The sequence below is a fragment of the Xanthomonas sp. 3793 genome (assembly GCF_024806835.1).
Taxonomy (GTDB): Bacteria; Pseudomonadota; Gammaproteobacteria; order Xanthomonadales; family Xanthomonadaceae; genus Xanthomonas; species Xanthomonas arboricola_F.
Window position 1 is genome coordinate 808,076 of sequence record NZ_JANTYU010000002.1, and the last position, 23,695, is coordinate 831,770.

11 protein-coding genes, 1 tRNA gene and 4 pseudogenes are annotated in these 23,695 nt (G+C 61.2%); 10 read left to right on the forward strand and 6 right to left on the reverse strand.

Features of this window, described 5'->3' with window-relative positions:
• The first annotated feature begins 79 nt into the window (after nucleotides 1-79).
• Nucleotides 80-1,396: a 3-phosphoshikimate 1-carboxyvinyltransferase gene (gene aroA / locus FHY18_RS09785; protein WP_259153776.1), complete on the forward strand. Its 1,317-nt coding sequence runs from the start codon at nucleotides 80-82 to the stop codon at nucleotides 1,394-1,396.
• Here the strand turns inward: aroA and FHY18_RS09790 are convergent.
• Both FHY18_RS09790 and FHY18_RS09795 read right to left on the reverse strand, forming a co-directional pair.
• Entirely contained in the window at nucleotides 1,380-1,958 is a 579-nt protein-coding gene (locus FHY18_RS09790) for an energy transducer TonB (protein WP_259153777.1), read from the reverse strand. The two genes, aroA and FHY18_RS09790, sit on opposite strands and share 17 nt — an antisense overlap.
• 245 nt (nucleotides 1,959-2,203) lie before the next feature.
• Nucleotides 2,204-2,869: an energy transducer TonB gene (locus FHY18_RS09795; protein WP_259153778.1), complete on the reverse strand. Its 666-nt coding sequence runs from the start codon at nucleotides 2,867-2,869 to the stop codon at nucleotides 2,204-2,206.
• A gap of 111 nt (nucleotides 2,870-2,980) precedes the next feature.
• Here FHY18_RS09795 and serS point away from each other — a divergent pair, with 111 nt between their 5' ends.
• The 7 genes and pseudogenes from serS (at nucleotide 2,981) to FHY18_RS09830 (ending at nucleotide 14,800) form a co-directional block, all read left to right on the forward strand.
• Complete coding sequence (gene serS, locus FHY18_RS09800) at nucleotides 2,981-4,372, forward strand: serine--tRNA ligase (protein ID WP_259153779.1); 1,392 nt, start codon at nucleotides 2,981-2,983, stop codon at nucleotides 4,370-4,372.
• Between the two features lie 308 nt (nucleotides 4,373-4,680).
• On the forward strand, nucleotides 4,681-5,697 hold the full coding sequence (locus FHY18_RS09805) for a LysR family transcriptional regulator (RefSeq protein ID WP_007964080.1): 1,017 nt from the start codon (nucleotides 4,681-4,683) through the stop codon (nucleotides 5,695-5,697).
• A 375-nt stretch (nucleotides 5,698-6,072) separates the two neighbouring features.
• Nucleotides 6,073-6,162, forward strand: a tRNA-Ser gene (locus FHY18_RS09810).
• A gap of 84 nt (nucleotides 6,163-6,246) precedes the next feature.
• Nucleotides 6,247-6,423: pseudogene (locus FHY18_RS09815) on the forward strand (DUF6538 domain-containing protein); the annotation flags it as partial.
• A gap of 75 nt (nucleotides 6,424-6,498) precedes the next feature.
• Nucleotides 6,499-7,558, forward strand: a pseudogene (locus tag FHY18_RS09820) (IS3 family transposase).
• 772 nt (nucleotides 7,559-8,330) lie between these two features.
• A complete protein-coding gene (locus FHY18_RS09825; protein WP_259153780.1) occupies nucleotides 8,331-11,105 on the forward strand; it encodes an RHS repeat domain-containing protein in 2,775 nt (924 codons plus the stop codon).
• Nucleotides 11,106-11,479: 374 nt separating this feature from the next.
• On the forward strand, nucleotides 11,480-14,800 hold the full coding sequence (locus FHY18_RS09830; protein WP_259153781.1) for an RHS repeat-associated core domain-containing protein: 3,321 nt from the start codon (nucleotides 11,480-11,482) through the stop codon (nucleotides 14,798-14,800).
• A gap of 349 nt (nucleotides 14,801-15,149) precedes the next feature.
• On the opposite strand, the gene FHY18_RS09835 is transcribed toward FHY18_RS09830, so the two are convergent.
• Together FHY18_RS09835 and FHY18_RS09840 are read right to left on the reverse strand one after the other, a co-directional pair.
• On the reverse strand, nucleotides 15,150-15,527 hold the full coding sequence (locus tag FHY18_RS09835) for a hypothetical protein (RefSeq protein WP_259153782.1): 378 nt from the start codon (nucleotides 15,525-15,527) through the stop codon (nucleotides 15,150-15,152).
• Nucleotides 15,524-15,727, reverse strand: a pseudogene (locus FHY18_RS09840) (hypothetical protein); the annotation flags it as partial. The gene FHY18_RS09835 and the pseudogene FHY18_RS09840, both read right to left, overlap by 4 nt.
• A gap of 55 nt (nucleotides 15,728-15,782) precedes the next feature.
• On the opposite strand from FHY18_RS09840, the pseudogene FHY18_RS09845 reads away from it, so the two are divergent.
• A pseudogene (locus FHY18_RS09845) lies at nucleotides 15,783-16,884 on the forward strand (IS3 family transposase).
• 169 nt (nucleotides 16,885-17,053) lie between these two features.
• Here FHY18_RS09845 and FHY18_RS09850 read toward each other — a convergent pair.
• The gene (locus tag FHY18_RS09850) at nucleotides 17,054-19,165 is read right to left on the reverse strand and encodes a methyl-accepting chemotaxis protein (protein ID WP_259153783.1); all 2,112 of its coding nucleotides are present in this window, start codon (nucleotides 19,163-19,165) and stop codon (nucleotides 17,054-17,056) included.
• A gap of 1,012 nt (nucleotides 19,166-20,177) precedes the next feature.
• On the opposite strand from FHY18_RS09850, the gene FHY18_RS09855 reads away from it, so the two are divergent.
• Nucleotides 20,178-23,036, forward strand: coding sequence for a PAS domain-containing protein (locus FHY18_RS09855; RefSeq protein ID WP_259153784.1), 2,859 nt, complete (start codon nucleotides 20,178-20,180; stop codon nucleotides 23,034-23,036).
• 160 nt (nucleotides 23,037-23,196) lie between these two features.
• On the opposite strand, the gene FHY18_RS09860 is transcribed toward FHY18_RS09855, so the two are convergent.
• The gene (locus tag FHY18_RS09860) at nucleotides 23,197-23,541 is read right to left on the reverse strand and encodes a response regulator (RefSeq protein ID WP_259154017.1); all 345 of its coding nucleotides are present in this window, start codon (nucleotides 23,539-23,541) and stop codon (nucleotides 23,197-23,199) included.
• Nucleotides 23,542-23,695 lie beyond the last annotated feature (154 nt).

Consider the following 23,695-nt stretch of genomic DNA (forward strand, 5'->3'; position numbering starts at 1 on the left):
GCCGCTCTGGCGATGACGGCGCTGTCATCTCTTACCCAGCGCATCGCCTGCATGGCGGCGCAGCAATCGGATCATTCGCATGAGCAGCAGCACGCAACACTGGATCGCGCAGCAAGGCAGCGCATTGCGCGGTACGTTGGCCATTCCCGGCGACAAGTCGGTGTCGCATCGTGCGGTGATGTTTGCCGCGCTCGCCGATGGCGTTTCGCAGATCGATGGGTTTCTCGAAGGCGAAGACACACGCTCCACCGCAGCCATCTTCGCCAAGCTGGGCGTGCGGATCGACACCCCATCGGCATCGCGCCGCATCGTGCACGGCGTCGGCGTGGACGGCTTGCAGGCGCCTACCGAGGAACTGGATTGCGGTAACGCCGGCACCGGCATGCGCCTGCTCGCCGGCCTGCTGGCCGCGCAGCGCTTCGACAGCGTGCTGGTCGGCGATGCGTCCCTGTCCAAGCGGCCGATGCGACGCGTGACCGGCCCGTTGGCGCAAATGGGCGCAAGCATCGAGACCCAGGACGACGGCACGCCTCCCTTGCGTGTGCACGGTGGTCAGTCGTTGCACGGCATCGAGTTTGTGTCGCCGGTCGCCAGTGCGCAGGTCAAATCCGCCGTGCTGCTGGCAGGTCTTTACGCCCAGGGCGAGACCTCGGTGACCGAACCGCATCCCACGCGCGATTACACCGAGCGCATGTTGTCTGCGTTCGGTGTGGAGATTGCGTTCTCGCCGGGCAAGGCGCGCCTGCGTGGCGGCCAGCGTTTGCGTGCGACCGACATTGCGGTGCCTGCGGACTTTTCGTCGGCAGCGTTTTTCATTGTGGCTGCCAGCATCATTCCCGATTCGCAGATCGTACTGCGCGCGGTGGGCCTGAATCCGCGGCGCACCGGGCTGCTGGCTGCGTTGCGCTTGATGGGTGCGGACATCAGCGAGGAAAACCATGCCGAACACGGCGGCGAAGCGGTGGCCGATTTGCGCGTGCGCTATGCGCCGTTGCAGGGCACGCAGATTCCCGAGGCGCTGGTGCCGGACATGATCGACGAATTCCCCGCCTTGTTCGTGGCCGCTGCGGCCGCCAACGGCAAGACCGTCGTGACCGGCGCTGCCGAGCTGCGGGTCAAGGAGTCCGATCGTCTGGCCGCCATGGCCACCGGTCTGCGCACGCTCGGCGTGCGGGTCGATGAAACACCGGATGGCGCCACGATTCACGGCGGCCCCATTGGCAGCGGTGTAATCGAAAGCCACGGCGATCACCGTATCGCGATGGCATTCGCCATTGCCGGTCAGCTTTCGACCGGCGCCGTGCAGGTCAACGACATCGCCAACGTCGCTACTTCGTTCCCGGACTTCGACACGCTGGCGCAGGGCGCCGGTTTCGGGCTCAGCGCTCTGCGCTGAACTCGACCGGCACCTGCACGCTGCTGACCACTGCGTGGCCATCGCGCGTGGCCGGTTCGAAACGCCACTGGCGCAGGCTCTCGGTCACCGCTGCGTCCAGCCGCGGGTCGTTGCTGCCGCTGCGGTCGACGATGGTCACTGCACGCACCTGGCCCTGCATGTCCAGTTGCAGGCGTGCGGTGCGGCTGCCCTCAACGCCGGCGCGCGCAACATCGGCCGGGTAGCGGGGCATCGTGTTACCCGGCAGTGGCTTGGCATCCACGCTGTTGATCGCCGCGCGCACCGGCTGATGCGCAATCATCGTCATCGCGCGCGGGCCATCCGCGCTGGGCAGGATCTGGCGGCTCGCAGCAGGGGCAGGGCGGATGTCGGTGGCGAGCGACTCATCGCCATGCCGGGCCCACCACCACGCCGGGATCACCACCAACAAGGCCAGCAGCGTTGCCCATAGCCACGGCGAGGCACCGTCGTCCTGCATGTCCTGCCGACGCCCGGACGCTTTAGGGGCAGAGCGAGACAGTGACGGCGTGTGATGTGACGAGGGGTTCGAGGTGAAGGACATGGCCGCCTCCTGGCGCATCTTTGGGATGACGCAGCCAGTCTGGTCGGCGCTGCCTGAGGGGCAGCTAAGGCGGATGCCCGCGTCACTGTTACGACGCTGTAGTCGTTCAGCTTGGTGAGGCGCCGATGGCGCGATGGCACTGCCAACAATCGTCGGGGCAGCGCCAGCTAATTCCTTGCAAAACAGCCCGTTGCACGTGCTTGTGGTGGCGGCCCCAGTCCGCCGGTCCAGCTGGCGTGCCGTGCTTACTGCGCCGGCTTGAACTCGAAGGGGATATCCAGACTTCCTGCAGCCGGCTGCCCGTTTTGCTGGGCTGGGTGAAAGCGCCAATGGCGTACCGCTTCCATTGCGGCGCGATCCAGATCGCGTGAGCCGCTGCGCTTGACCAGGGTCACACCGCCCGGATTGCCGGCGGCATCGACGTCCACACGCACGACCACATCGCCTGCATCGCCGCGCCGCAGTGCTGCCGACGGATAACGCGGTGGTGGCATCTGGCCCTGCATGGGGACCGGGCGGTTGCCGCCTGCCACTGGCGCGTTAGGCGGCGCCGAAGTGCCTGGCGCACCGGGTACCGTGTTCTCCGGCAACGGAGCCGGTGCAGGCGGCGCCGGTGGCGCGGTCTCCACCAGGGTCGGCGCCTGTTCGGGCGGCTTGGCCTGTGGCATGTCGCTGGCGCCGTCCTGGGCGGGCAGCGGCGCCGGCAGCGGTTGAATGGTGTCGTCGGCGGCCGGCGTGCCAGCCGTCGGCTGTGTCGGGGAGGCCTTGTAAAAATCGTCCTTGCGGCCGGTGGCCCACACCAGCAGGAACAGCAGCAGGCCGGCGCCGAAGGCGATACCGGCGATTTTCAGGGTGTGGCGGGGCAGACGCAGGACGATCTGACGATCGGATGCAGGGCGGGGCGCGGGCATAGGGCTCACCTGAAGGATCGCGGTAATTCTGGCATAGCCCCGGTGAATCGATCGCAGCAGGTGGCGGAACAGGCGATAATCTAGTGCTCCTCACCGACACACAGACTTCCGATGCTAGATCCGGCCCTGCTTCGCCAACATCCCGCCGACCTTGCCGAGCGCCTGCGCAGCACGCGCAGTTTCTCCCTGGACACTGCGGAACTGGAGTCGCTGGAGAGCGAACGCAAGCGGATCCAGGTGCGCACGCAGGAATTGCAGAGCATGCGCAATTCCAGATCCAAGGCGATCGGGCAGGCCAAGGCCAAGGGCGAGGATGTCACCGCGCTGATGGCCGAGGTGGCCGGCTTCGGCGATGAGCTCAAGGCTTCGGAAGACGCGCTGGACGTGATCCGCGCCAAGCTGGAAACCATCGCGCTGGGCCTGCCCAATCTGCCGGCCGACGATGTGCCGCTGGGCAAGGACGAGGGCGAGAACGTCGAGCAGTCGCGCTGGGGCACGCCGCGCAGCTTCGATTTCCCGGTCAAGGACCATGTGGAACTCGGCGCACCGCACGGCTGGCTGGATAGCGAAACCGCCGCCAAGTTGTCGGGCGCACGTTTCACCGTATTGCGCGGTCCGATTGCGCGCCTGCATCGCGCGCTGGCGCAATTCATGCTCGACCTGCATGTCGGCGCGCACGGCTACGAAGAAACCAATGTGCCGCTGTTGGTCAATGCCGAGTCGATGCGCGGCACCGGGCAGTTGCCCAAGTTCGAAGAGGATCTGTTCTCGGTTGTCGATACCGAGTTAACAGATGTAGCTTCTCAGCGGTTGCATACGTTGATGTCCGCTACGCCCTCGCCAGATTTAGTGGCTGGCAGTTATCAGAGCGGTTTCAGCCGTGTGGTTGATGGTCTTCAGAAGCGCTATCTGATCCCCACCTCGGAAGTGCCGCTGACCAACATCGTGCGCGACGAGATCGTCGACGCCGAGCGTCTGCCGCTGCGCATGACCGCGCATTCGATGTGCTTCCGTGCCGAAGCCGGTAGCGGTGGCCGCGATACGCGCGGCATGATCCGCCAGCACCAGTTCGAGAAGGTGGAGCTGGTCACCGCCTGCGCGCCGGAACACAGCGATGCCGAGCATCAGCGCATGACGCGCTGCGCCGAAGTGGTGCTGGAACAACTCGGCCTGCCGTATCGCAAGGTGCTGCTGTGCACCGGCGACATGGGCTTTGCTGCGATCAAGACCTACGATCTGGAAGTCTGGCTGCCGTCGCAGGACACCTACCGCGAGATTTCGTCGTGCTCCAATTGCGGCGACTTCCAGGCGCGCCGCATGCAGGCGCGCTGGCGCAACCCGGCCAGCGGCAAGCCGGAACTGCTGCATACGCTCAACGGTTCCGGCACCGCCGTGGGCCGCGCGATGATCGCGGTGATGGAGAACTACCAGAACGCCGATGGCTCGATCGATGTACCGCAGGTGCTGCGTCCGTATATGGGTGGGCTGGAAAAGATCGGCTGATCTCACTTGCGTTGGGCTGGGGCGCTACGCATCGGCTCCAATGCGCGGCAACGCGCCTTGCGTGACGTCGATGCCGGCGCGCAAGGCCGATCTGCAGCCTGGTTGCTGCGGGCGGCTGCGTAGCGCTGCAGCCCGCAGTAACCAGCAGCATCCAGAACGGCGAGTAAAAAACGGGACCTGCGAAGGTCCCGTTTTCTTTTTTCCGGCTCCTGCAGCGATGCCAGGGCCTGGGCAACCGAGTCGCTGCGAAGACTAGGTCGTTGCTCTGTTGGGATAAAGGTGATTAAATATCACTTATCGTTCTATCCATGGATACCTGCGCCATGCACGACCTGAATGACCTGTACTACTTCGCGATGGTGGTGGACCACGGTGGCTTTGCTGCCGCCGAGCGTGCGCTCGGGATCCCCAAGTCGCGCCTGAGCCGTCGTATCAGCCAACTCGAAACCGACCTGGGGGTGCGCCTGCTGCAACGCTCCACGCGCCGCTTCGCGGTCACCGACGTGGGCACCAGCGTGCACCGGCACGCCCAGACCATGCTTGCCGAAGCCCAGGCCGCGCGCGAGGTGGTGGATCGTCTCAGCGCCGAGCCGCGCGGTCTTGTACGGGTGAGCGTTCCGGTCTCGCTCGCGCAGATCCAGCTACCCAAGCTGCTGCCGGAGTTTCTGGCCAAGTACCCCAAGGTGCGGCTGCAGCTCAACATCAGCAACCGCCGCGTCGACGTCATCAACGAGGGCTACGACATCGCGCTACGGGTGCGTTCGCGCCTGGACGACGACGGCAGCCTGGTGATGCGCAGCTTCGGCCAGGTGCAGGAATTGCTGGTCGCCAGCCCGAAGTATCTGGACCGCGCCGGTCGCCCGAAAGACCCGAGCGAGCTGGCCAACCACACCACCATGAGCACCAGCGAAGACGAAGCGCATCAGCGCTGGGAACTGCACGGCCCCAACGGCGAGATGCGTCGCGTGGACCTGCAGCCGCGTCTGGCCGGTTTCGATTTCCCATTGCTGCAGTCGATGGCGCGCGATGGCTTCGGCATCACCATGCTGCCGGAGACCGTCTGCGCCGAAGCGGTGCGCAGCGGCGAACTGGAAGTGGTGCTGCCGCACTGGTCGCTACCACAGGGCATCTGCCACGCCGTGTTCGCCTCGCGTCGCGGCTTGCTGCCGGCGGTGCGGGTGTTCATCGACTTCCTGGCCGAACACCTGCCGCAGGAAATCGAACGCTCGCGCCTGGACTGCGGCGGCAATTGCGCCGAACTGGCCGAAAAGCTCAAGCGCGCCGCTGGCACTGCGCCGCGCTTGGCGGTGGCCGAGGCAGGCTGAGCAGTCGTGACCGAAGCAAGCTGAGGGCTGTGTTCGCCGCTGCGCTGGCTGCCCGGTTGTTTGGCAGCCAGCGAGCTGCTCGGCAGTCAGCTCGCCTCAGACATTCGGCAGGCTGCATCTATGCTTAGGTGCATCCCGCCGACCACCACGTGCAGTGGCCGGCCACGATTAGCGCCGCACTACGCTGCGCCAGCCATAAGCGAGTAGTGCCCAAGCAAAACGCGCCCGGGCATGCGAGAATGCGCGCCCGGGAGCAATCCCGGGAGTGGTGGCTCTGCACATGGACGCCCGTGCGGTCACCGCCAGGCGCCACCCGCGCGATGCGGGTCGCCAGCGTGACAACCGATGCTTTCGGCGGTCGCGCGCAGCAACATCGGAGAGATGGCCGAGCGGTTTAAGGCACCGGTCTTGAAAACCGGCGAAGGGTCAAACCTTCCGTGGGTTCGAATCCCACTCTCTCCGCCAGTTGCCTCCAAATCATTGATTTTGAATATAAAAATCTAACTTGGTCTGATTGGAAGGCAGGAAGCATGCGGAGGAAACACTCGCATGCGCATCCCTCATCATTTGAGCCGGTCGTCCACCGGCCGCTGGTCGTTCGTCCAACGTGTGCCCATTGATTTGCAAACCGTGATGGGCTGCCGGCTTGTCAAGCGCACCTTGCGAACAAAACAGTTGGTGCATGCTCACGTTCGGGCACTGCTGCTTGGCGCGGACTATGCTCGGTGACCTCCTCCCTATAACTTGGACCGCCAGAACTAGAGAATTCAGCGACACTCAGGCCCAAGCGGGCCCGTCGCCATGAAGAAGTCGGAATTCACCAAAGAGCAGATCGCGTTTGTTCTGAAGCAGGCCGAGACCGGCACAACGGTCGAGGAGATCTGTCGCAAGAATGGGCATCAGCCAGGCCACGTTCTATGCGTAGCGCAAGAAGTTCGCCGGGCTCGGTGCTGTCGAACTGCGTCGGCTACGCCAGCTTGAGGAGGAGAACTGCAAGCTCAAGCAACTGGTTGCCGATTTGCGCCTGGGCAAGGTGATGCTGTAGGACGTGCTGTCAAAAAAGTTCTGAGCCCCACTCAGCGCAAGACGCTCGTGGGCCATCTGGTCGATCGGTATCCGGTTGGGGTCCGTCGGGCGTGCGCGGTCGTCAAGCAAAGTCGGTCGGCGTGGTATTACCAGTCTCATGACAATGATGATGCGCCACTATCTCGACGGATCGAAGAGATCCCGGCCTTACGGGTCCGCTATGGTTTCTGGCGGATCTTCGTGCCGTTGCGCAGAGAAGGCTGGAAAGCCAACCACAAGCGTGTGTGCCGCCTGTACTGCCCAGCGGGCCTCAACCTGCGGCGCAAACGTCCGTGCAGACGCAAGGCTGCAGCACATGCGTTATTCGACGGAAGCCGCTTCCGGGCCCTGACTGTCGTGGACAACTTCACCAAGGAGAGTTTGGCCATCGAAGTGAATAAGCAACTCAAGGGCGAAGAGGTGGTGGCAGTGATGGAGAGCTTGCGTCACCAACGCTACCTGCCGCAGCGCATCCAGACCGACAATGGTAGCGAGTTCATCTCGATGGCGATGGATCGCTGGGCCTAAGACAACGGCATGACCATGGATTATTCCCGTCCCGGCAAATCGACAGGCAATCCTTTCATCGAATCGTTCAATGGCAGTTTCCGGGATGAGTGCCTCAAACGCACTGGCTTCTGTCGCTCTATGAAGCCCGCCAGAAGATCGAACACTGAAGGGTCGATTACAATCATTTCTGGACGCACTTCTCGATCGGCGATGTACGCCGGCCGAGTTTGCCGCCCGATTCACCTGCTCACCCAAAGCCGGATTTTCCAGTTTCGCTGGGACCTAACGTGGGGAGGAGGTCACTTGGGCAGCAACGCTTAGTGTTGTGAGCAGCAATAAGGCGAGGAGGATTCGGAATCGCATAGCAGCGCATCTCCTTTTGTTGTTTGGGGGGGGCGCACAACCCATTCAAGCATCGGACAAGACCGTTACCAGCTGAGGAACGCACAAGTTGACGAGGTAAAGTAGACAGTCGAAGACAGCTCAACTGGGCGAGTGGTGGGGTTACGCCGCGTACTATTGCCACGATGTGGCGCGCGATCATCATTTGTATCTAACAAACGAGCGCTAGCGTCAGTCCTTAATTTCGGAAGGTGTGACCAAACGCCTTCAGCAGTTGCCCGCGCGTCGAGTCGCGTAATGGCAAAAACAGCAAGTGCTGCGTGTTGCGAGCAGGTCAACGGCATCGTTGTGCTGTGTCAGACTACTGCTGAAAATTGTGTCAGAAATTTCTGAGTCCAGTGTAGGTAGATCGCTCATCGCATATCTTTTCGTGAGCGATTCCTCATAACGTCAAGAACTTGCTGATCTAGGTCCCGGCTCATGCAGAGCCGAGCAGGGGCTGGTGGTCAGTTGACAACGAACTGGCGGCGCGCAACCGTAGGTGGCGTGGGGGTATTGGGGAATGACCTCGCGGTCGCGCTTCGCGCACCCCCGGATTCTTGATAACGAACACCTGCCAATGGCTTGGCCGGGCATGTGTTGTCATGCCTCGCCTTTACGTGAGCGCGAGTTCGTGGGAGCGATGAGGTCTATTCGGATCTCGGTCAGTCATTAACTTGGAAGATGCTATGGAATCGGGCACAAAGCCGCGCCAGATGCGCGCGTTTGGATTTGCACTGGCTGCTTTGGCAGGATTGTCCCCTGCATTAGGCGCCGCCGAGGATGTCTACGACGACTATGGCAAGTTGATCCAATCGGGCGCAGTGGTGAAGAGCCCCGGCGACCAGCTCTTCGGGGACAACATCAACCTCTACACGGGGTCGATGGAGATCGTCCAAACCGACGTGGATCTGAAGGGCAACAACGCCCTTCAGGTGCGCATCGGTCGTCGCTTCTCAGTCGGAAGTCCTACAAAAGGGCACTTCAAGCTTTGGGACTTGGACATTCCTTACATGCATGGGGTCTTTTCTGGCAGCGGGTGGACTGTTGAAGCCGCGCGTGATCTCGTCAACAACCGTTGCAGCCTCTACGGTCGGCCTCCAGTCATCGAGGTCCAGGGCGGTTTCTTCGATGCCCCGGAGTATTGGCGGGGAAGCTTTGCATACCGCCCAGGTGCTGGCGACCAAGAGCTTCTTCAAGCGTCTGCTGGAGCCCTGAGGCCAGCAGATGGAAGGACGTATCCCATTGTCCTAAAAGATGGGTCTGCAATCCGATGCTTAGCCTCACTGGATGGTGCAAGTGAAGCCGGTGCTCGTGGTGAAGGGTTTGAGTTAGTGGACACCCAAGGCTCGATGTATTCGTTCAATCACTTGGTGTCACGCCATTACCCAGCACTGCACAAGTCGTCACCAGCTCCTCAGTCGATTTCCGCGGGAAGTGCAATGCAAACTGCCGCCGTTGGCGGAATTGTCCCTATGGTTGGCCTTAACTACAACTTGGTGAGAGAAGAGGTCCTGATCTATCCGACTCGTGTGACGGATCGCTTTGGCAACACAGTGGTATACAACTGGAATCCTGGTGCTCCGTGGCAGCTTCTAAGCATTGTTGCCAGCGATGGGCGTCGCATTGACCTGTCGTATGCTGGAGGGGATGGCAAGACCATCACCTCCGTGACCACAGGCGGGCGAACCTGGTCTTACGGCTACAGCGACACCCTGGATACAGTGACGCTGCCTGACGGCAGCGGCTGGACGTTCGATTTGCTTGCCTTGTCTCGTGCACGCGTGACTTATAGCCAGCCGCCAGACTGCGACAACATTCGTCCTTGGTCTCGCAACAATGTTGTGGGAAGCATCACTGCCCCCACCGGTGCTCGCAGCGACTACACACTCAATTCCATGCTAATGGGTCGGTCCTGGGTGCCTCGAGTCTGCCATATCCAGGAAGCCTACTCAGACATCCCTTACCAGTTCTATGTCATGGCAGTGACCAGTCGGCGTATCTCCGGCCCGGGATTGCCGTCCCAAGGCCTGACGTGGTCTTACAACTATGGAACACCAAACAATTGCTGGCAGCCAAGTCCCAACCCGAAACCACTCGACCCTTCCAGATACGTCGAGTGCAATGCCGGTTCGCCCATCACCCGAGACATCACGGTCAAGGATCCTGCGGGCCAAACCACCCGCTACCGGTTTGGTAATCGCTATCGGGCCAACGAGGGGTTGCTGCTTCAGCAAGACTTCGGATGGAACGGCTCGGGTGCAACGCGAAGCAAACTGACGGACTACGCAGCGGCGTCCACCTCGCCTTATGCAGCCCGCACTATGTATCCAGCGGGCGATTGGGGTGATAACACTGTGGCAGCAGAGCATCGGCCAGCCCGTCAAGTGACGACCATAGACAATGGCGATCAGTTCGTTTGGCGTGTGGCCGATTGCAGTGGCCAGCCGTGTTTCGATGAGTTCGCCCGTCCGTTGCGGATCGAACGCTTCAGTCCCTGGCACAGCCGCACTGACGAGACCACGTATTACGACGAACGCGGTGCTTGGGTCTTGGGGCAAACTGCCATTGCTCGCAACATCAACACCGGCATCGTCACCTCTCAGGTCGATTACGGCAGCAATGCATTGCCCCGAACGGAGTGGCGCAACGGGAAGCTGGTCGCAAGCTACACATACAATCCCGATGGGACCCTGGCCCAAGTCAAGGATGGCTTAGGAAACACAACGACCTTGTCTGGTTGGAAGCGCGGCATCCCTCAAACCGTTGCAAATCCAGACGGCACGGCCAAGTCCGCCTCTGTGGACGACAACGGTTGGATCCGTCAGACCAACGACGAAAATGGCTTCGCCACGACGTATGGCTACGACGCGATGGGGCGGTTGAACGCCACGAATTACCCATCGGGCGACAGCACCGCTTGGAACTCGACTGCACAGGCGTTCGAGCGAGTGGGTGGCGACGAATACGGCATCGGTGCCGGCCATTGGCGCCAGACCGTGACCACTGGAAACGCACAAAAAGTTACCTACTTCGATGCGCTATGGCAGCCGCTACTGACGCGGGAATACGATGCGGCAAACGTCACGGGAACGCTTCGGGTCAAGCGCTTTGTCTACGACCACGAAGGACGGGCTGTCTTTGCTTCCTATCCGAGTGGCAACGAGACAGCTAGCACCGGAGTCTGGACGGAGTTCGACGTGGTAGGGCGGCCCACGGCGGTATCGCAGGACAGTGAGCAAGGACTGCTGACCACGATCACGCAGTATCTGCCTGGCGCGCAAACGCTGGTTACCAACCCGCGTGGTGCTCAGACGCGCACTGGTTACCAGGTGTTTGACCAACCGGTCTATGACGCACCTGTGTGGGTGCTGCTACCAGAGTCCAGCAGGACGAATATTGCTCGTGATGTCTTCGGAAAAGCTCTAAAGATTGAGCGGGGCGCGCAATGAACCAGTGCATGGAAGCAAGTCAGCAGGTATTGGGTAGCTGTCAACTAGGCGCTCTTAAAAAGCCCAAGGTCTCTAGGTTGCTGCGAGCAGCGATTGTTGTGATTTCGCTAGTGACCCTTCCGGGTCTTGCAGAAGCAGCTAGACAATGTCCGGACGGAAGCCCTGCAGGCCGAGGGAATGTGTGTCCAGACGTCCCGCAAAACTCAGCGAAATGGCTTAGTTACGGTGTGCCATCGCAAATGATTGTCGGGCAGACCTATGCCGTGAGCGCTACCTATCAGAACGTGGGGAACCAGGTATGGGGCTCCGGGATAGGGCATAAGCTCGGCTACGGCGGTAGTTCGGTTCCAGTTAGCCCGTGGGGAATTTCTCGGGTGGAACTGCCAGCCCCGGTTTCCATTGATAGCAATGTAACTTTTAACTTCAATGTCACTGCCCCGACCACTCCCGGGCAATATCAGTTCGTCTGGCGAATGCTGCAGGAAGGGACAGAGTGGTTTGGTGCTTTTGGTTCACAGATGGTCCAGGTCATCCCATCGCTGATCAAAGGCAACATCGATAGCGTCACCTACGGCTCAATATCTGGCTGGGCTTGCTCGACGTATTTGAATCGCTCTGTTGATGTGCATATGTATTTGGGCGGGCCTGCTGGCTCCGGGACCTTTGCTGGGGCGACAGCCGCAACGTTGCCCAGTGATTCCGGTATTGCTAGCGCTTGTAGTGCTTCCGGCAGCAACTACCGATTTTCGTTCCCCATCGATGAGAACTTCATCATCCAGAACGGCGGTAAGCCCATCTATATACATGGGCTGTCTCCTGTAGGCGCATCGAACGACACTATTTCTGGATCGGGCGCGGTAGCTGTGCCTGCATCGGTGATCAAAGGACGAATCGACGGTATCCAAGACAACAAGGCGATCGTCGGCTGGGCGTGTTCTGCAGGACTGCGCCGATCGATTGATGTTCACCTGTATGCGGGTGGACCTGCTGGCACTGGCGCGATGGTGGCAAGTGCGGCTGCTAACCTTTCAAGCGAAGCTGGTGTGGCAAGTGCTTGCTCTTCATCGGGGAACAACTACCGCTTCTCTATCCCAATTTCAGAGGATCTGATCCGCAGTTACGGAGGTAAGCCTTTCTATATCCATGGGATATCGCCACTTGGTGGAGCGAACAGCCTCATTGATGGATCGGGCGTGCTGGCGATTCCTGCCATGCAGCGCAGTGCTATGTTCGTGTCTCAGAACATGCCAGGCCAGCTATCGACTGGACGTTCGGTGAGCGGGTCTGTCCGCTTCACAAACACTGGTAACATCACATGGCGCCAAGGTCAGGGCTACCGCGTCGTGTTGGTCGGCGACACACGTGGCTGGTCTCCCGGCGAAGTTAGCCTTCCCTCCGACGTGGCGCCCGGCGCGAGCGTGGACTTCAACTTCAACTTGCGGGCGCCTCTGGCTGCAGGAGGTTACAACCTGCGCTGGCGGATGCGTGACTCCGCCGGGGACATTGGGAACGAATCCAGTAATCAGGTTGTGCAAGTCGTCGCTCCGCCGCCGGTTGAGCATGGCGTGGGCCTCGCAGCTCGCAGCTATGTCTACGACGCCAACCAGCAGCTATGCAAAGTGATCGAACCCGAAACTGGCGCTACGGTTATGGCCTACGATGCTGCTGGCAATCTGGCTTGGTCGGCTAGCGGCCTGGACCTTCCGAGCACGACCAGCTGTGATCTGGATGCAGCAGCGAACAGTGGAAGGCGTGTCGCCCGCACCTACGATACGCGTAACAGACTCAAGACGCTGCGATTCCCCGATCGCAATGGTGATCAAGATTGGGACTATACGCCAGATGGTCTTCCGTCTCGCGTAAGCACAGTAAACGATGCCGGGAACACGACAGTCGTTAACGTCTACAACTACAACAAACGTCGGCAGCTGTTGTCCGAGGTGACTCAACAACCAGGAGTCAGCTGGTCATTTGGGTATGGCTACGACGCCAATGGGGCCTTGGCGAGCCAAAGCTATCCCACCGGCACAACGGTGACCTACGCACCAAACGCGCTGGGTCAGCCGACGGGCGTTCGCGACCAAGCTGGCAACAACTATGCCACCGGGATTGCCTATTACCCCAATGGTGCGGCCAGCCAGTTCACTTACGGCAACGGCGTAAATCATTCCTTGGTGCTCAATGGGCGCCAGATGCCACAGCAGGTGCGCGACTACAACGTTGCTTCCTTCGAGTATCAATACGACGCTAATGGCAACGTCACCGGGATCTTTGATCAGCAGCGTGGCGAGAGCCTGAATCGCTACATGGGATACGACGGCTTGGATCGACTCATGGAAGCGGGCTCCGCCCGTTTCGGAGGTGATCATTGGAACCGCTACACCTACGACGTGCTGGACAACATCCTGACAGCCAAGTTGCCGGGTGTCAGCGAGAACAACTATTGGTATGACTCCAAGAACCGCCTGACCAATATTCAGAACAATGCAGGCGCCACCGTCATTGGCTTAGGTTATGACGTGCAGGGCAACCTGAAGAACAAGAACGGCCAAGCCTTTGTGTTCGACTATGGCAATCGCCTCAGAGACGCGACGGGAAAAGAGGCGTATCGCTACGACGCCTATGGACGTCGGGTGTTGTCTGGCGGGCTGTCTACCTTGAACGTTCAGGCCTACAGTCAGGCAGGACAGTTGCTCTACGCGGAGGTGCGTGGAAAAGGCAACACAGAATACGTCTACCTCAACGGCAGCTTGCTCGCCACGCGTAATGCAGGGGCCATCAAGTTCCAGCACACCGATGCATTGGGCAGCCCGATCGCGGTGACGGATGCCGCTGGTCAGGTGGTCGAGAGAACTGACTACCAGCCCTACGGCAGCCCTATTGGAAAGACGGTAGATGGCATTGGCTATACCGGCCATGCCATGGACGGGGTGACCGGGCTGACCTACATGCAGCAGCGCTACTACGACCAAGACTTGGGACGGTTCCTGAGCGTGGATCCGGTGGCCGCGGACTCGGTGCTTGCAGCCAACTTCAACCGCTACTGGTATGCGAACAACAATCCATATCGGTTCACTGACCCGGATGGGCGTATCTCCTGTGAGATTTGTAGTAGCTTGGTTAATCAGGCAAAGAGCGCTGCGACGCACCTTGTCGTGGAAAAGTCATTTGCCTTTGGTCGAGCGCTTGTTGGCGAAGGTAAAAGCGCTGTTGACCGAACGGCACAGGATGTTAAAAATTTCATTGGTGGACGCGATGCGGTTGTCACAGTGGGAGGATCCGGCATGATTGGAGGCCCCCTGATTGGGAACGGGATGACCCCGGGCGTTACCCTTGTTGCTGATGCTGGGGTGGTAGCAAACTTGAGTTCCGGTCAGCTCGGACTGCAAGGAAACGTGGGGTTTGTTCCATCGATCGGTGGGGGCAGCGTTGTTTCTGGAAATTTTTCGATTGGCCTAAATGAGGGCCCTCTACAAACCGGGATCTCGCAGACGAATACGGCATTTGCTCAGGTCACTGCGGTCACTGCGTCGGGAACTCCTGTAGATGTGGGCGGGGCTGTTCAGTGGAGTAGTGGGGGAGGTGGTGTGTCTGCTGGATTCAAGCCTGGTATCGGCAGTTACATTGGTGTAGGCGGCGGAACGCTTTATACTGGGGCAATTGTTACTCCCCCTCTTCGTGACGAGAAGGATTAGTAGATGGATTTTAAATTCATAACCAATAAGCCAAAGTTGTTTTGGTTAATTTGTTTAGTTGCGCTACTGGGTTTTGTGCCGGGTGCGATGAGCGTATTGTTATTGCAAGTATGGTATATGGAATGGCTGCATCGTTTTACTTTTATTTTGATTATTTTTCTTTGGCCATTAGGTTTTTTTCTCACAATAATATATTTAATCCGACAAATGGCTGGAAAGTATTCTTTTATGGATTCGCTCCCTTTGAGAGATCAGCGGTGGTAACGAGGTCGTAAGGTGTAATTAAGTGGCGCTCTCGCTATTGCGAAACACGTAAGAAAAGTCGGAACGGTGGTGAAGAGCCCAATCCTCAATTGACTTGCAACAACAGCACCAGCAATACCATGGGCAGTCCACTCATCACCGAGTAGACCCAAAAAGCTCCCATCACGGTCAGCGGGGTCATCACCCACCACTGGCCCCAGTTAAAGCCCTGATCCCTCTGCCGAGCCGCGTAGGCCTCTTGAGGGTAGAGCCGCTCCGCCTTCTGCAGACCCCGGCGCGCCATCAACGGCCCCATGATGAAGCCGAGTGGGCCCAGGAAGAGCAGGCTGAGCGAGAACCACCGGAAGAAGCGCGTGTGCGGCGTCAGGACTTTCTTGTGAGCGGCGCGTAGTGCGCCGTCCCCACCGAGCCCTCCCACGGCGCCGACTGACGCCCCTGCCATTGGATTCGATTCGGTATTCATTTGGCGTAGGCCCTCCAGGTGCCGGATTCCTTGGCATACCTCAAGTTCTTGCTCACGGGGATTGGCACTTGGCGGCCACCGATATCGATCGCCACCTTGCCACTCGTGTCGCAGCGGTAGCCCTCGGCGCCTTCGGCTTCAACGCAGCCGGTGAGTTCGAAGTTCTGGACGTCGGTGACTTTGTCAGCTCCCCGTAAAATTGGTCCATCCATAGTTAGAGGTCTCCGGGCACACTAGCCACCGAGGAGACCAACGATGCGCAAGAGCAAATTCACCGAGAGCCAGATCGTTACGACGTTGAAGCAGGTTGAGGCCGGAAGACAGGTCAAGGATGTTTGCCGTGAGTTGGGCATTTCTGATGCGACGTACTACGTCTGGAAGTCCAAGTACGGTGGCATGGAAGCCTCCGACGTGCAGCGGCTGCGTGATGTTGAAGCCGAGCACGCCAAACTCAAGCGGATGTATGCCGAGTTGGCGATGGAGAACCATGCGTTGAAGGATCTGATCGCAAAAAAGCTGTAGACCCGGCGCATAAGCGCCCGCTCCTTGCCTGGCTCGTCGAGCAGCATGGCTGGAGCGAGCGTCGGGCTTGCTCAGCGCTTGGTGTAGCGCGCTCGACAGCGCGCTATCGGCGTCGTCCCGATCGCGACGAGGAAGTCATTGCGCTGTTGTCCGAATTGGCCGAGCGCTTTCCCGAGCGTGGTTTTGGAAAGCTCTTCAGATCATCCGCCGTCGCGGACATGCGTGGAATCACAAGAGGGTCTGGCGCGTGTATTGCCTGATGAAGCTCAATCAGCGTCGTCGCAGCAGGCGCCGGGTCCCCACGCGCCATCCACAACCGTTGGCATGCGGAGCACGTCCCAATGCCGGATGGTCGATCGACTTCATATCTGATGCGCTATGGGATGGTGGACGCTTCCGCACGTTCAATGTCATCGACGATTTCAGTCGGGAAGCCTTGGCGATCGAAGTTGACTTGAATCTTCCGGCCGCCCGCGTCATCCGCGCGTTGGAACGCATCGCGGCCTGGCTCGGCTATCCGAACAAGCTACGCTTGGACAACGGACCGGAACTTGTCGCGTTGGCCTTAGCCGAGTAGGCTGAGCGCAAGGGTATCGCCTTGGACTTCATCGAGCCGTCCGATGCAAAACGGTTTCATCGAACGCTTCAACGGCAGCTACAGGCGTGACGTGCTAGACATGCATCTCTTCCGCACGCTGAGCGAGGTCCGCAACAGACCGAACACTGGCTGGCCGACTACAACCAGCAGATCCCGCACGACAGCTTGGACGCACTAACGCCCGCTGAGTTCCGTGATCAACATCAACCGCTGACCTCTAATTTTGGCTGGAATTGAATTGCGGGGAATCGACAAGTGGGTTAGGGGCGTTACTTCACTTCCCACTCTATTCGTCAGCTGTAGTGCAAGCCATCAAGCGGCAGACCTTTATTCAAACCTCGGCGGCTTTTCTCTAGCGAGTCCCAACGTTGGGTGCGAACGAGGGTCGGCATGTGGGCCCCCGTGCTCACATCACCGTCGCCTTGACCTTGAACACGTCCACTGCGCGGGTCAGTTCCACGGAATGGTCTTCCAGCGCACGCGCGGCGGTGCTTGCGGCCTCGACCAGGCGCACGTTTTGCTGGGTGGTTTCGTCCATCTGGGCGATGGTCTGATTCACCTGTTCGATGCCGCCGGCCTGTTCCAGCGAGGCGGCGGAGATCTGGCCCATGATGTCGGTGACGTGCTGCACGCTGGTGACGACTTCGCCCATGGTGGTGCCGGCCTTGTGCACCAGGGCCGAGCCATCGGTCACGCGCTGTACTGAATCGTCGATCAGGCGTTTGATTTCCTTGGCGGCATCGGATGAGCGATGCGAGAGGGTACGTACTTCGGAGGCGACGACGGCAAAGCCTCGGCCTTGTTCGCCGGCGCGTGCGGCCTCGACCGCTGCATTCAACGCCAGAATATTGGTCTGGAAAGCGATACCGTCGATGACCGAGATGATGTCGGCGATACGCCTGGACGATGCTTCGATCCCGGACATGGTGTCGATCACCTGGCCGACCACATCGCGTCCTTCCGACGCGATGGTGGCGGCGCCGCGTGCGAGCTGGTTGGCGCGGCCGGCGTGCTCGGCGTTCTGCTTGACGGTGGAGGTCAGCTCTTCCATCGAGGCTGCGGTTTCTTCGAGATTGGCGGCCTGTTGTTCGCTGCGGCGCGCCAGTTCCTGATTGCCGCTGGCGATGTCCTCGGCAGCAAATCCGATGCTGTTGGAGGTCGTTTGTATCTGGCTGACGATGTCTGTCAGGCGATGCACGGTGCTGTTGGCATCGTCGCGCATGGCGGCGAACACGCCATGGAAGTTGCCGGACATACGCACGGTCAGGTCGCCGTCGGCGATGGCGCGCAGCAGCTCGGAGAACTTGGCCAGGTTGCTGTCGGCGGTGGCCATCATGGTGTTGAGGTTGTCCACCATCAGGCGGAAATCATGTTCGAACTTTTCAGGTTGACCGCGCAGCGCGAAGTCGCCAGCACATGCGGCCTGGGTCAGTGCGTGGATTTGTGCGTTGATGGCGCGCAGGTTCTGCTTGACCTGCTGCATGGTGGTGGTGATGGCGGCTTTTTCGCCGGGGTAGTGTTCGATTTCCGGAGTCAGGTCACCGATTGCATAGCGTCCCATGACCTCGGTCATGCGCAACTGGGTCTGCACATGCGCGTGCACCAGCGCGTTGGTGTCCTGCACCATGTGCGCGTACTCGCCAGGAAATTGCTGCGCGTCGGTGCGATAGCTGATCTGGCCGGCGTCGTGACGCGCCGCCATGGTGCGTTGCGCCGATATGACATCGCGCAGGCGGCGCTGCATCTGCTGCATGGCACGCAATAGCTGGCCGGATTCGTCCTTGCCTGCCGTGGTATCGGCCGTGCCGAGGTCGCCTGCGCTGATGCGCTCGGCCAGTTGCAGTGACAGGCGCAAGGGTAGTACGACGCTGCGGGTGAGCAGCAAGGCAATCGCTGCACCCAGCAGCAGTGCGATGACGGTGGAGATCACCATCAGCATGGCGAAGCCACGTGCGGTGGCGACGGCCTGCGTGGCGGCTTGGCGGTTCTTGTGCTCTTGCAGATCGATGAAGGCGTTGATGCTGGCCAGCCAATCGATGAAGGCCGGGCGTGCTTCCTGCAGCAAGCGTTGTTCGGCATGCGGCCGGTCCGACGCGTCGCGCAATGCGCGCACCTGTGCGATCAATGGCAGGGTGCGCTGCTCGATGGATTTGATCTGTTGCAGGATTGTTTTTTCCTGCGCGTCTGTGGAGGCGGCGATCATGTCGTCGAGCGGCTGGGCGGAGCGGGCATAATCGGCGGCCAGCTTGTCGATCGATTGCTCCGCAGTGCGGCGGTCAGCCGGCGCATCCATCAGCACGACATCGCGCAAGGCGATTGCGCGGTCATGCACACTGCCACGGAAATTGATTGCGTACCGTTGCTTGACGCTGTTGACTTCATTGATGGCGGTCAATTGCCGGTCGATGCTGCGCACGCGCTGGATGCCCACCACGGTAAGGATCACCATCAGGATGATGATCGCGAGAAAGCCGAGGGACAGGCGTTGGCCAATGCGCAGGTCGGAGAGGGTGTGCATAAGGAGGAGATCGGTGATCCGGAGGGCGGGGGGAATCCCGGCATGGGCAGGGATGCGGGGCAGCAGGGAGGCCTCCGACAGGGCTGCGTTGCTACCCCAATCGTGTATCGCCTCGTCCGTTAGCGACCTCATCCACTGGAACTGTACGCACCGCGCATCCGGCATTCAGGCGCCGTTGGATCGCGCTGCGGATGCGCATGCATGGGATCGAGCGGGCGACGTTGGACGTGCGCAGCAAGATGGCGAACGGGGCCCTGCAGGGCGCCGATGCAGTGGCGGCGGCGACGCAGGCATGGTTTGCGGTAGTTCCTGCGGTAGGTGTCGCGTGCATATTTGATATACGCGTCCTGATTCCCAGCACAGCGGCGCGATGCGTCTGTCGGCACGCACCCCGGGCGGCGGCGCGGCCGTTGCTGATCCAGCGAGTCGTCGCGAACATGCTGCTTCCGTTGGCTTCGGCGCTTGAGAGCTCCATGGCGGACTCACGCCATGTCCCGTAGCGGTGGGCGGGCAAGGGCCCCGCAGCCGGGCGCCGATCAGCGGCTCTCCCATGCCGCACCCGGAGCGGTCAAGCATGCCAAGGACAACCGACACCTTCCGATCTTGAAGGCGCCGAGGAAACGTCGCGAGCAATGGACGGGTGAGGTGCACTAGGGACTTGAGGGCGCCACGCAGGCGATCCGCACGGCGGACAGGCCCGCCGCGCGGCGCGGGCTGGCAGTCGCGCACCACGTCGCCCTCGGCTAACCCACGTCCTCACACGCGGCGCAGTACCGTGGCGCCATGGCAGCGAGTGGCTGTATGGACGCCGCCTGCCGCGCGTTGGATGATGACAGTGGTGTGGGCGGTCGATCGTGCTTCCTGGCGATGCGCCGCGCGGTCTCGGGCTCTTTAATAACGGTTTGGCACAGATGCACGGATGGGTGAACAATCATCAGGGCGTAGACGGTGCGGCGACACACTTGCCTTGTGCAGGCGACCTGCATGGCGTGGCCGTGCGGATGCGCGCGGCATGATCGCTGCATTTCCGTATGGCGACAGCGCCATGGCGCAGGCGGTACGTGCATACGACTGGGCTGGCACGCCGTTGGGGCCGAGCGAGCAGTGGCCGTCGCCGTTGCGCAACGCGGTCAGCCTGATGCTCACCTCGCCAGAGAGCATGTACGTGGTATGGGGCGAGGCACTGACGTTTTTCTACAACGATGCGTATGCGCCTATCCTCGGGCCGCGTCAGCCGTATGCGCTGGGCGCGCCGCTGCGCGAGCTGTGGGCCGATGCCTGGGAGGCGGTGCGTGCGCCGATCGAGGCGGCGTTTGCCGGGAGCGCCTCGCGCTTTGAGGAAGTGCCGATCGCCATGAACCGCTACGGTGTGCCGGAAGACACCTGGTGGACGTTTTCGTTTTCGCCGATCTATCTGGACGATGGCAGTATCGGCGGCGCGTTCTGCGTGACCAACGAGGTGACTGCGCGCAAGCTGGCGCAGACGCGGTTGGCCGACGAGCATGAGCGCTTGATCCGCTTGTTCGAGCAGGCGCCGATGTTCATGGCGTTTTTGAGCGGACCGCAGCATCGTGTGGAGTTTGCCAACCCCTGTTATTCGCGCCTGATCGGACACCGCGACGTGATCGGGCGTCCGCTCGCCGAAGCGTTGCCGGATGCGCTGGAGCAGGGTCACTTGCGCCATCTGGATGAGGTGTATCGCTCCGGGCGCGCGTACACGGCCAACGCGCTGGTGTACGACGTCCAGGCAGTGCCGGGCGGGCCGACCGAGCGACATCTGCTGGATCTGGTGTATCAACCGATTGCCGGCGCCGACGGCACGGTGTCCGGTATCTTCGTGCAAGGCTTGGACATCACCGATCGCATCAGCCTGGAACGCGCCGTGCGCGAGGCGGAGGTGCGCAACCGGCAGATCCTCGATAGCGTCATGGATTACGCGATCATCGCCACCGACATGCGCGGCCGGGTAACCTCGTGGAATGAAGGTGCGCGCCGCATACTGGGCTGGACCGAGGCCGAGATGCTCGGGCAATCGCTGGAGCGCACGTTTACTCCGGAAGATGTGGCCAATCACCAGATTCTCATCGAAGCCGCTGCAGCGCTGGAAAGCGGCAGCGGCATGGACGAGCGCTGGCATATGCGCAAATCCGGCGAGCGGTTCTGGGCCAATGGGTCGCTGATGGTGCTGCGCGAAGAAACCGGCGCGGCGATCGGCTTTGTCAAAGTGCTGCGCGACCGCACCGCCGAGCGCCTGGCCAGCGAGGCCTTGATCAAAAGCGAGCGCCGGCTGGACGCCTTGGTACGCGCGTCGTCGCAAGCGATCTTTTCCGCCACTGCGAGCTGGAGTGCGTTGCGCCTGCATGCGGGCGACGGCTTGCTGGACGATGGTCGTCCGGCAAATGCGCACTGGCAGCAGGAATGGATTCATCCGGACGATCGTGCACCGTTGCTGGAAGCCATCGATACTGCGATCGGCGACAAGGCTGCCCTGGAGCTGGAGCTGCGCGTGCTCGACAGACAGCAGCGGGTGCGCTGGACGCTGTTGCGTGCAGTGCCGTTGCTGGATGCGCAGGGCGGGATCGAGGAGTGGTTCGGCACCGCCTCGGACGTCAGCGACAGACGCGCGGCCGAAGAGCAACTGCGCTTGCTGACCGAGACCCTGGAAGAACGCGTGCGCGAGCGGAGTGCGGCGTTGCTGCTGGCCGAAGAAAAACTGCGCCAGAGTCAAAAGATGGAAGCGGTCGGGCAGCTCACCGGTGGCCTGGCGCACGACTTCAACAATCTGCTGACCTCCATCACAGTGGGGCTGGAGCTGCTGCAGGCACGCGTGGAGCAGGGCAAGTACGACCGGCTGGAACGCTATGTGGAAATGGCGCAGACAAGCGCCGCGCGCGCTACTGCGTTGACGCAACGCCTGCTGGCATTTTCGCGCCGGCAGACGCTGGCCCCCAGTGCCCTGGAAGTGGACGCCCTGGTGCACGGCATGCGCGAGATTATCTCGCGGACACTGGGGCCATCGATCACCTTGCAGGTGACGCCGGCGCCGCAGCCGTGGAAGGTGCTGGTGGACGCGCCGCAGCTGGAGAACGCGCTGCTCAATCTGTGCATCAATGCGCGCGATGCCATGCCCGACGGCGGCGAACTCACCATCAGCCTGCACAATCGCTCGCTGGATTCGGCTGCCGCGCTGCCGCTGGATCTGCCGCCTGGCGATTACGTCTGCCTGAGCGTGCAGGACACCGGCACCGGCATGACCGACGAGGTCATGTCCAAGGTGTTCGAGCCGTTTTTCACCACCAAACCGATCGGGCAGGGCACCGGTCTGGGATTGTCGATGATCTACGGGTTTACTCGGCAGTCCGGCGGCCATGTGCGTATCGATTCGGAAGTGGGCGTGGGCACCACCATGGCGCTGTATCTGCCGCGGTTCACTGGCGCGCATGCGCAGGACCATGCGGTGGCAGCACCGGAACAGCTGCAGTGCGCCGACGTACGCAGTTGCACCGTGTTGCTGGTGGAGGATGAAATCGCGATCCGTACCCTGATTTCCGAGGTGCTCACCGAGGCCGGTTATCACGTCATCGAAGCGGCCGAAGGCAGTGCCGCGGTGGAGCGCTTGCGCTCGTTGGAGCCGATCGATGTGTTGGTCACCGATGTCGGCCTGACCGGCGGCTTGAACGGGCGCCAGGTGGCCGATGCCGGCCGGCAATACCGGCCAACGCTGCCGGTGTTGTTCGTGACCGGCTATGCGGCAACCGCGGCAGTAGGCGCTGGGCAGCTGGACGACGGCATGGAAGTGTTGACCAAACCGTTCCTGGCGGCCGAGCTGAAGCTGCGCGTGTTGCAGTTGCTGGCGCGGCAGTTGTCATGATGCGGCGGCAGTGTCGGCAGCACCGCCGCCGCTGGCATCGGGCGGGCAGCCGGGCTGCTGACGCCCGTATCAAGCGCCAGGTGCGGTGCTTGCCATCGCCCGGCCAGCGCGTGCTATGGGCTGGCCTTGCAGCGCTTGGGATCGCCGCGGCTGCGCCCGGTTACAGCGCCGTCTCCACGATGCCCAGCAAGTCGCGCAATGAAAACGGCTTGGTCAGCAAGCGCATGCCGGTATCGAGAAAATCCGTGCGCTTGGCGCTGACGCCTGCATAGCCGGTCATGAAAATGATCGGCAGCGCGGGATACAAGCGCCGTGCATTGTCTGCCAGGTCGCGCCCGTTCATGCCTGGCAGGCAGATATCGGACAGCAGCAGGTCGAACGGGCAGGCCATGGTGAGCTGCTCCATGGCCTGTTCGGCGTCGGCAGATACCACGACCTGGTAACCCTCATCGCAGAGGATATCCGCAGTCATCGCGCGAATGGCGTCGTCGTCTTCTACCAACAGAATGCGTGCGTTACATGGTGCGTCGTTCACCGCGATCCTCAAGCGATCGCAACAACGCGACCTACTTCACTGTCGAGGCTATGCGTGCGCCCGTGACGAATGTGTCGGAGTTGTCACACCTGGCGGCAAGACGCGCAGCATAGTGCCGATCCTG

Excerpts from the sequence above, each read along its gene's own strand:
- serS (WP_259153779.1), top strand. The coding sequence starts at position 2,981 with ATGCTAGATCCGGCCCTGCTTCGCCAACATCCCGCCGACCTTGCCGAG.
- FHY18_RS09805 (WP_007964080.1), top strand. The coding sequence starts at position 4,681 with ATGGATACCTGCGCCATGCACGACCTGAATGACCTGTACTACTTCGCG.
- aroA (WP_259153776.1), top strand. The coding sequence starts at position 80 with ATGAGCAGCAGCACGCAACACTGGATCGCGCAGCAAGGCAGCGCATTG.
- FHY18_RS09790 (WP_259153777.1), bottom strand. The coding sequence starts at position 1,958 with ATGTCCTTCACCTCGAACCCCTCGTCACATCACACGCCGTCACTGTCT.
- FHY18_RS09850 (WP_259153783.1), bottom strand. The coding sequence starts at position 19,165 with ATGCACACCCTCTCCGACCTGCGCATTGGCCAACGCCTGTCCCTCGGC.
- FHY18_RS09795 (WP_259153778.1), bottom strand. The coding sequence starts at position 2,869 with ATGCCCGCGCCCCGCCCTGCATCCGATCGTCAGATCGTCCTGCGTCTG.
- FHY18_RS09855 (WP_259153784.1), top strand. The coding sequence starts at position 20,178 with ATGATCGCTGCATTTCCGTATGGCGACAGCGCCATGGCGCAGGCGGTA.
- FHY18_RS09835 (WP_259153782.1), bottom strand. The coding sequence starts at position 15,527 with ATGAATACCGAATCGAATCCAATGGCAGGGGCGTCAGTCGGCGCCGTG.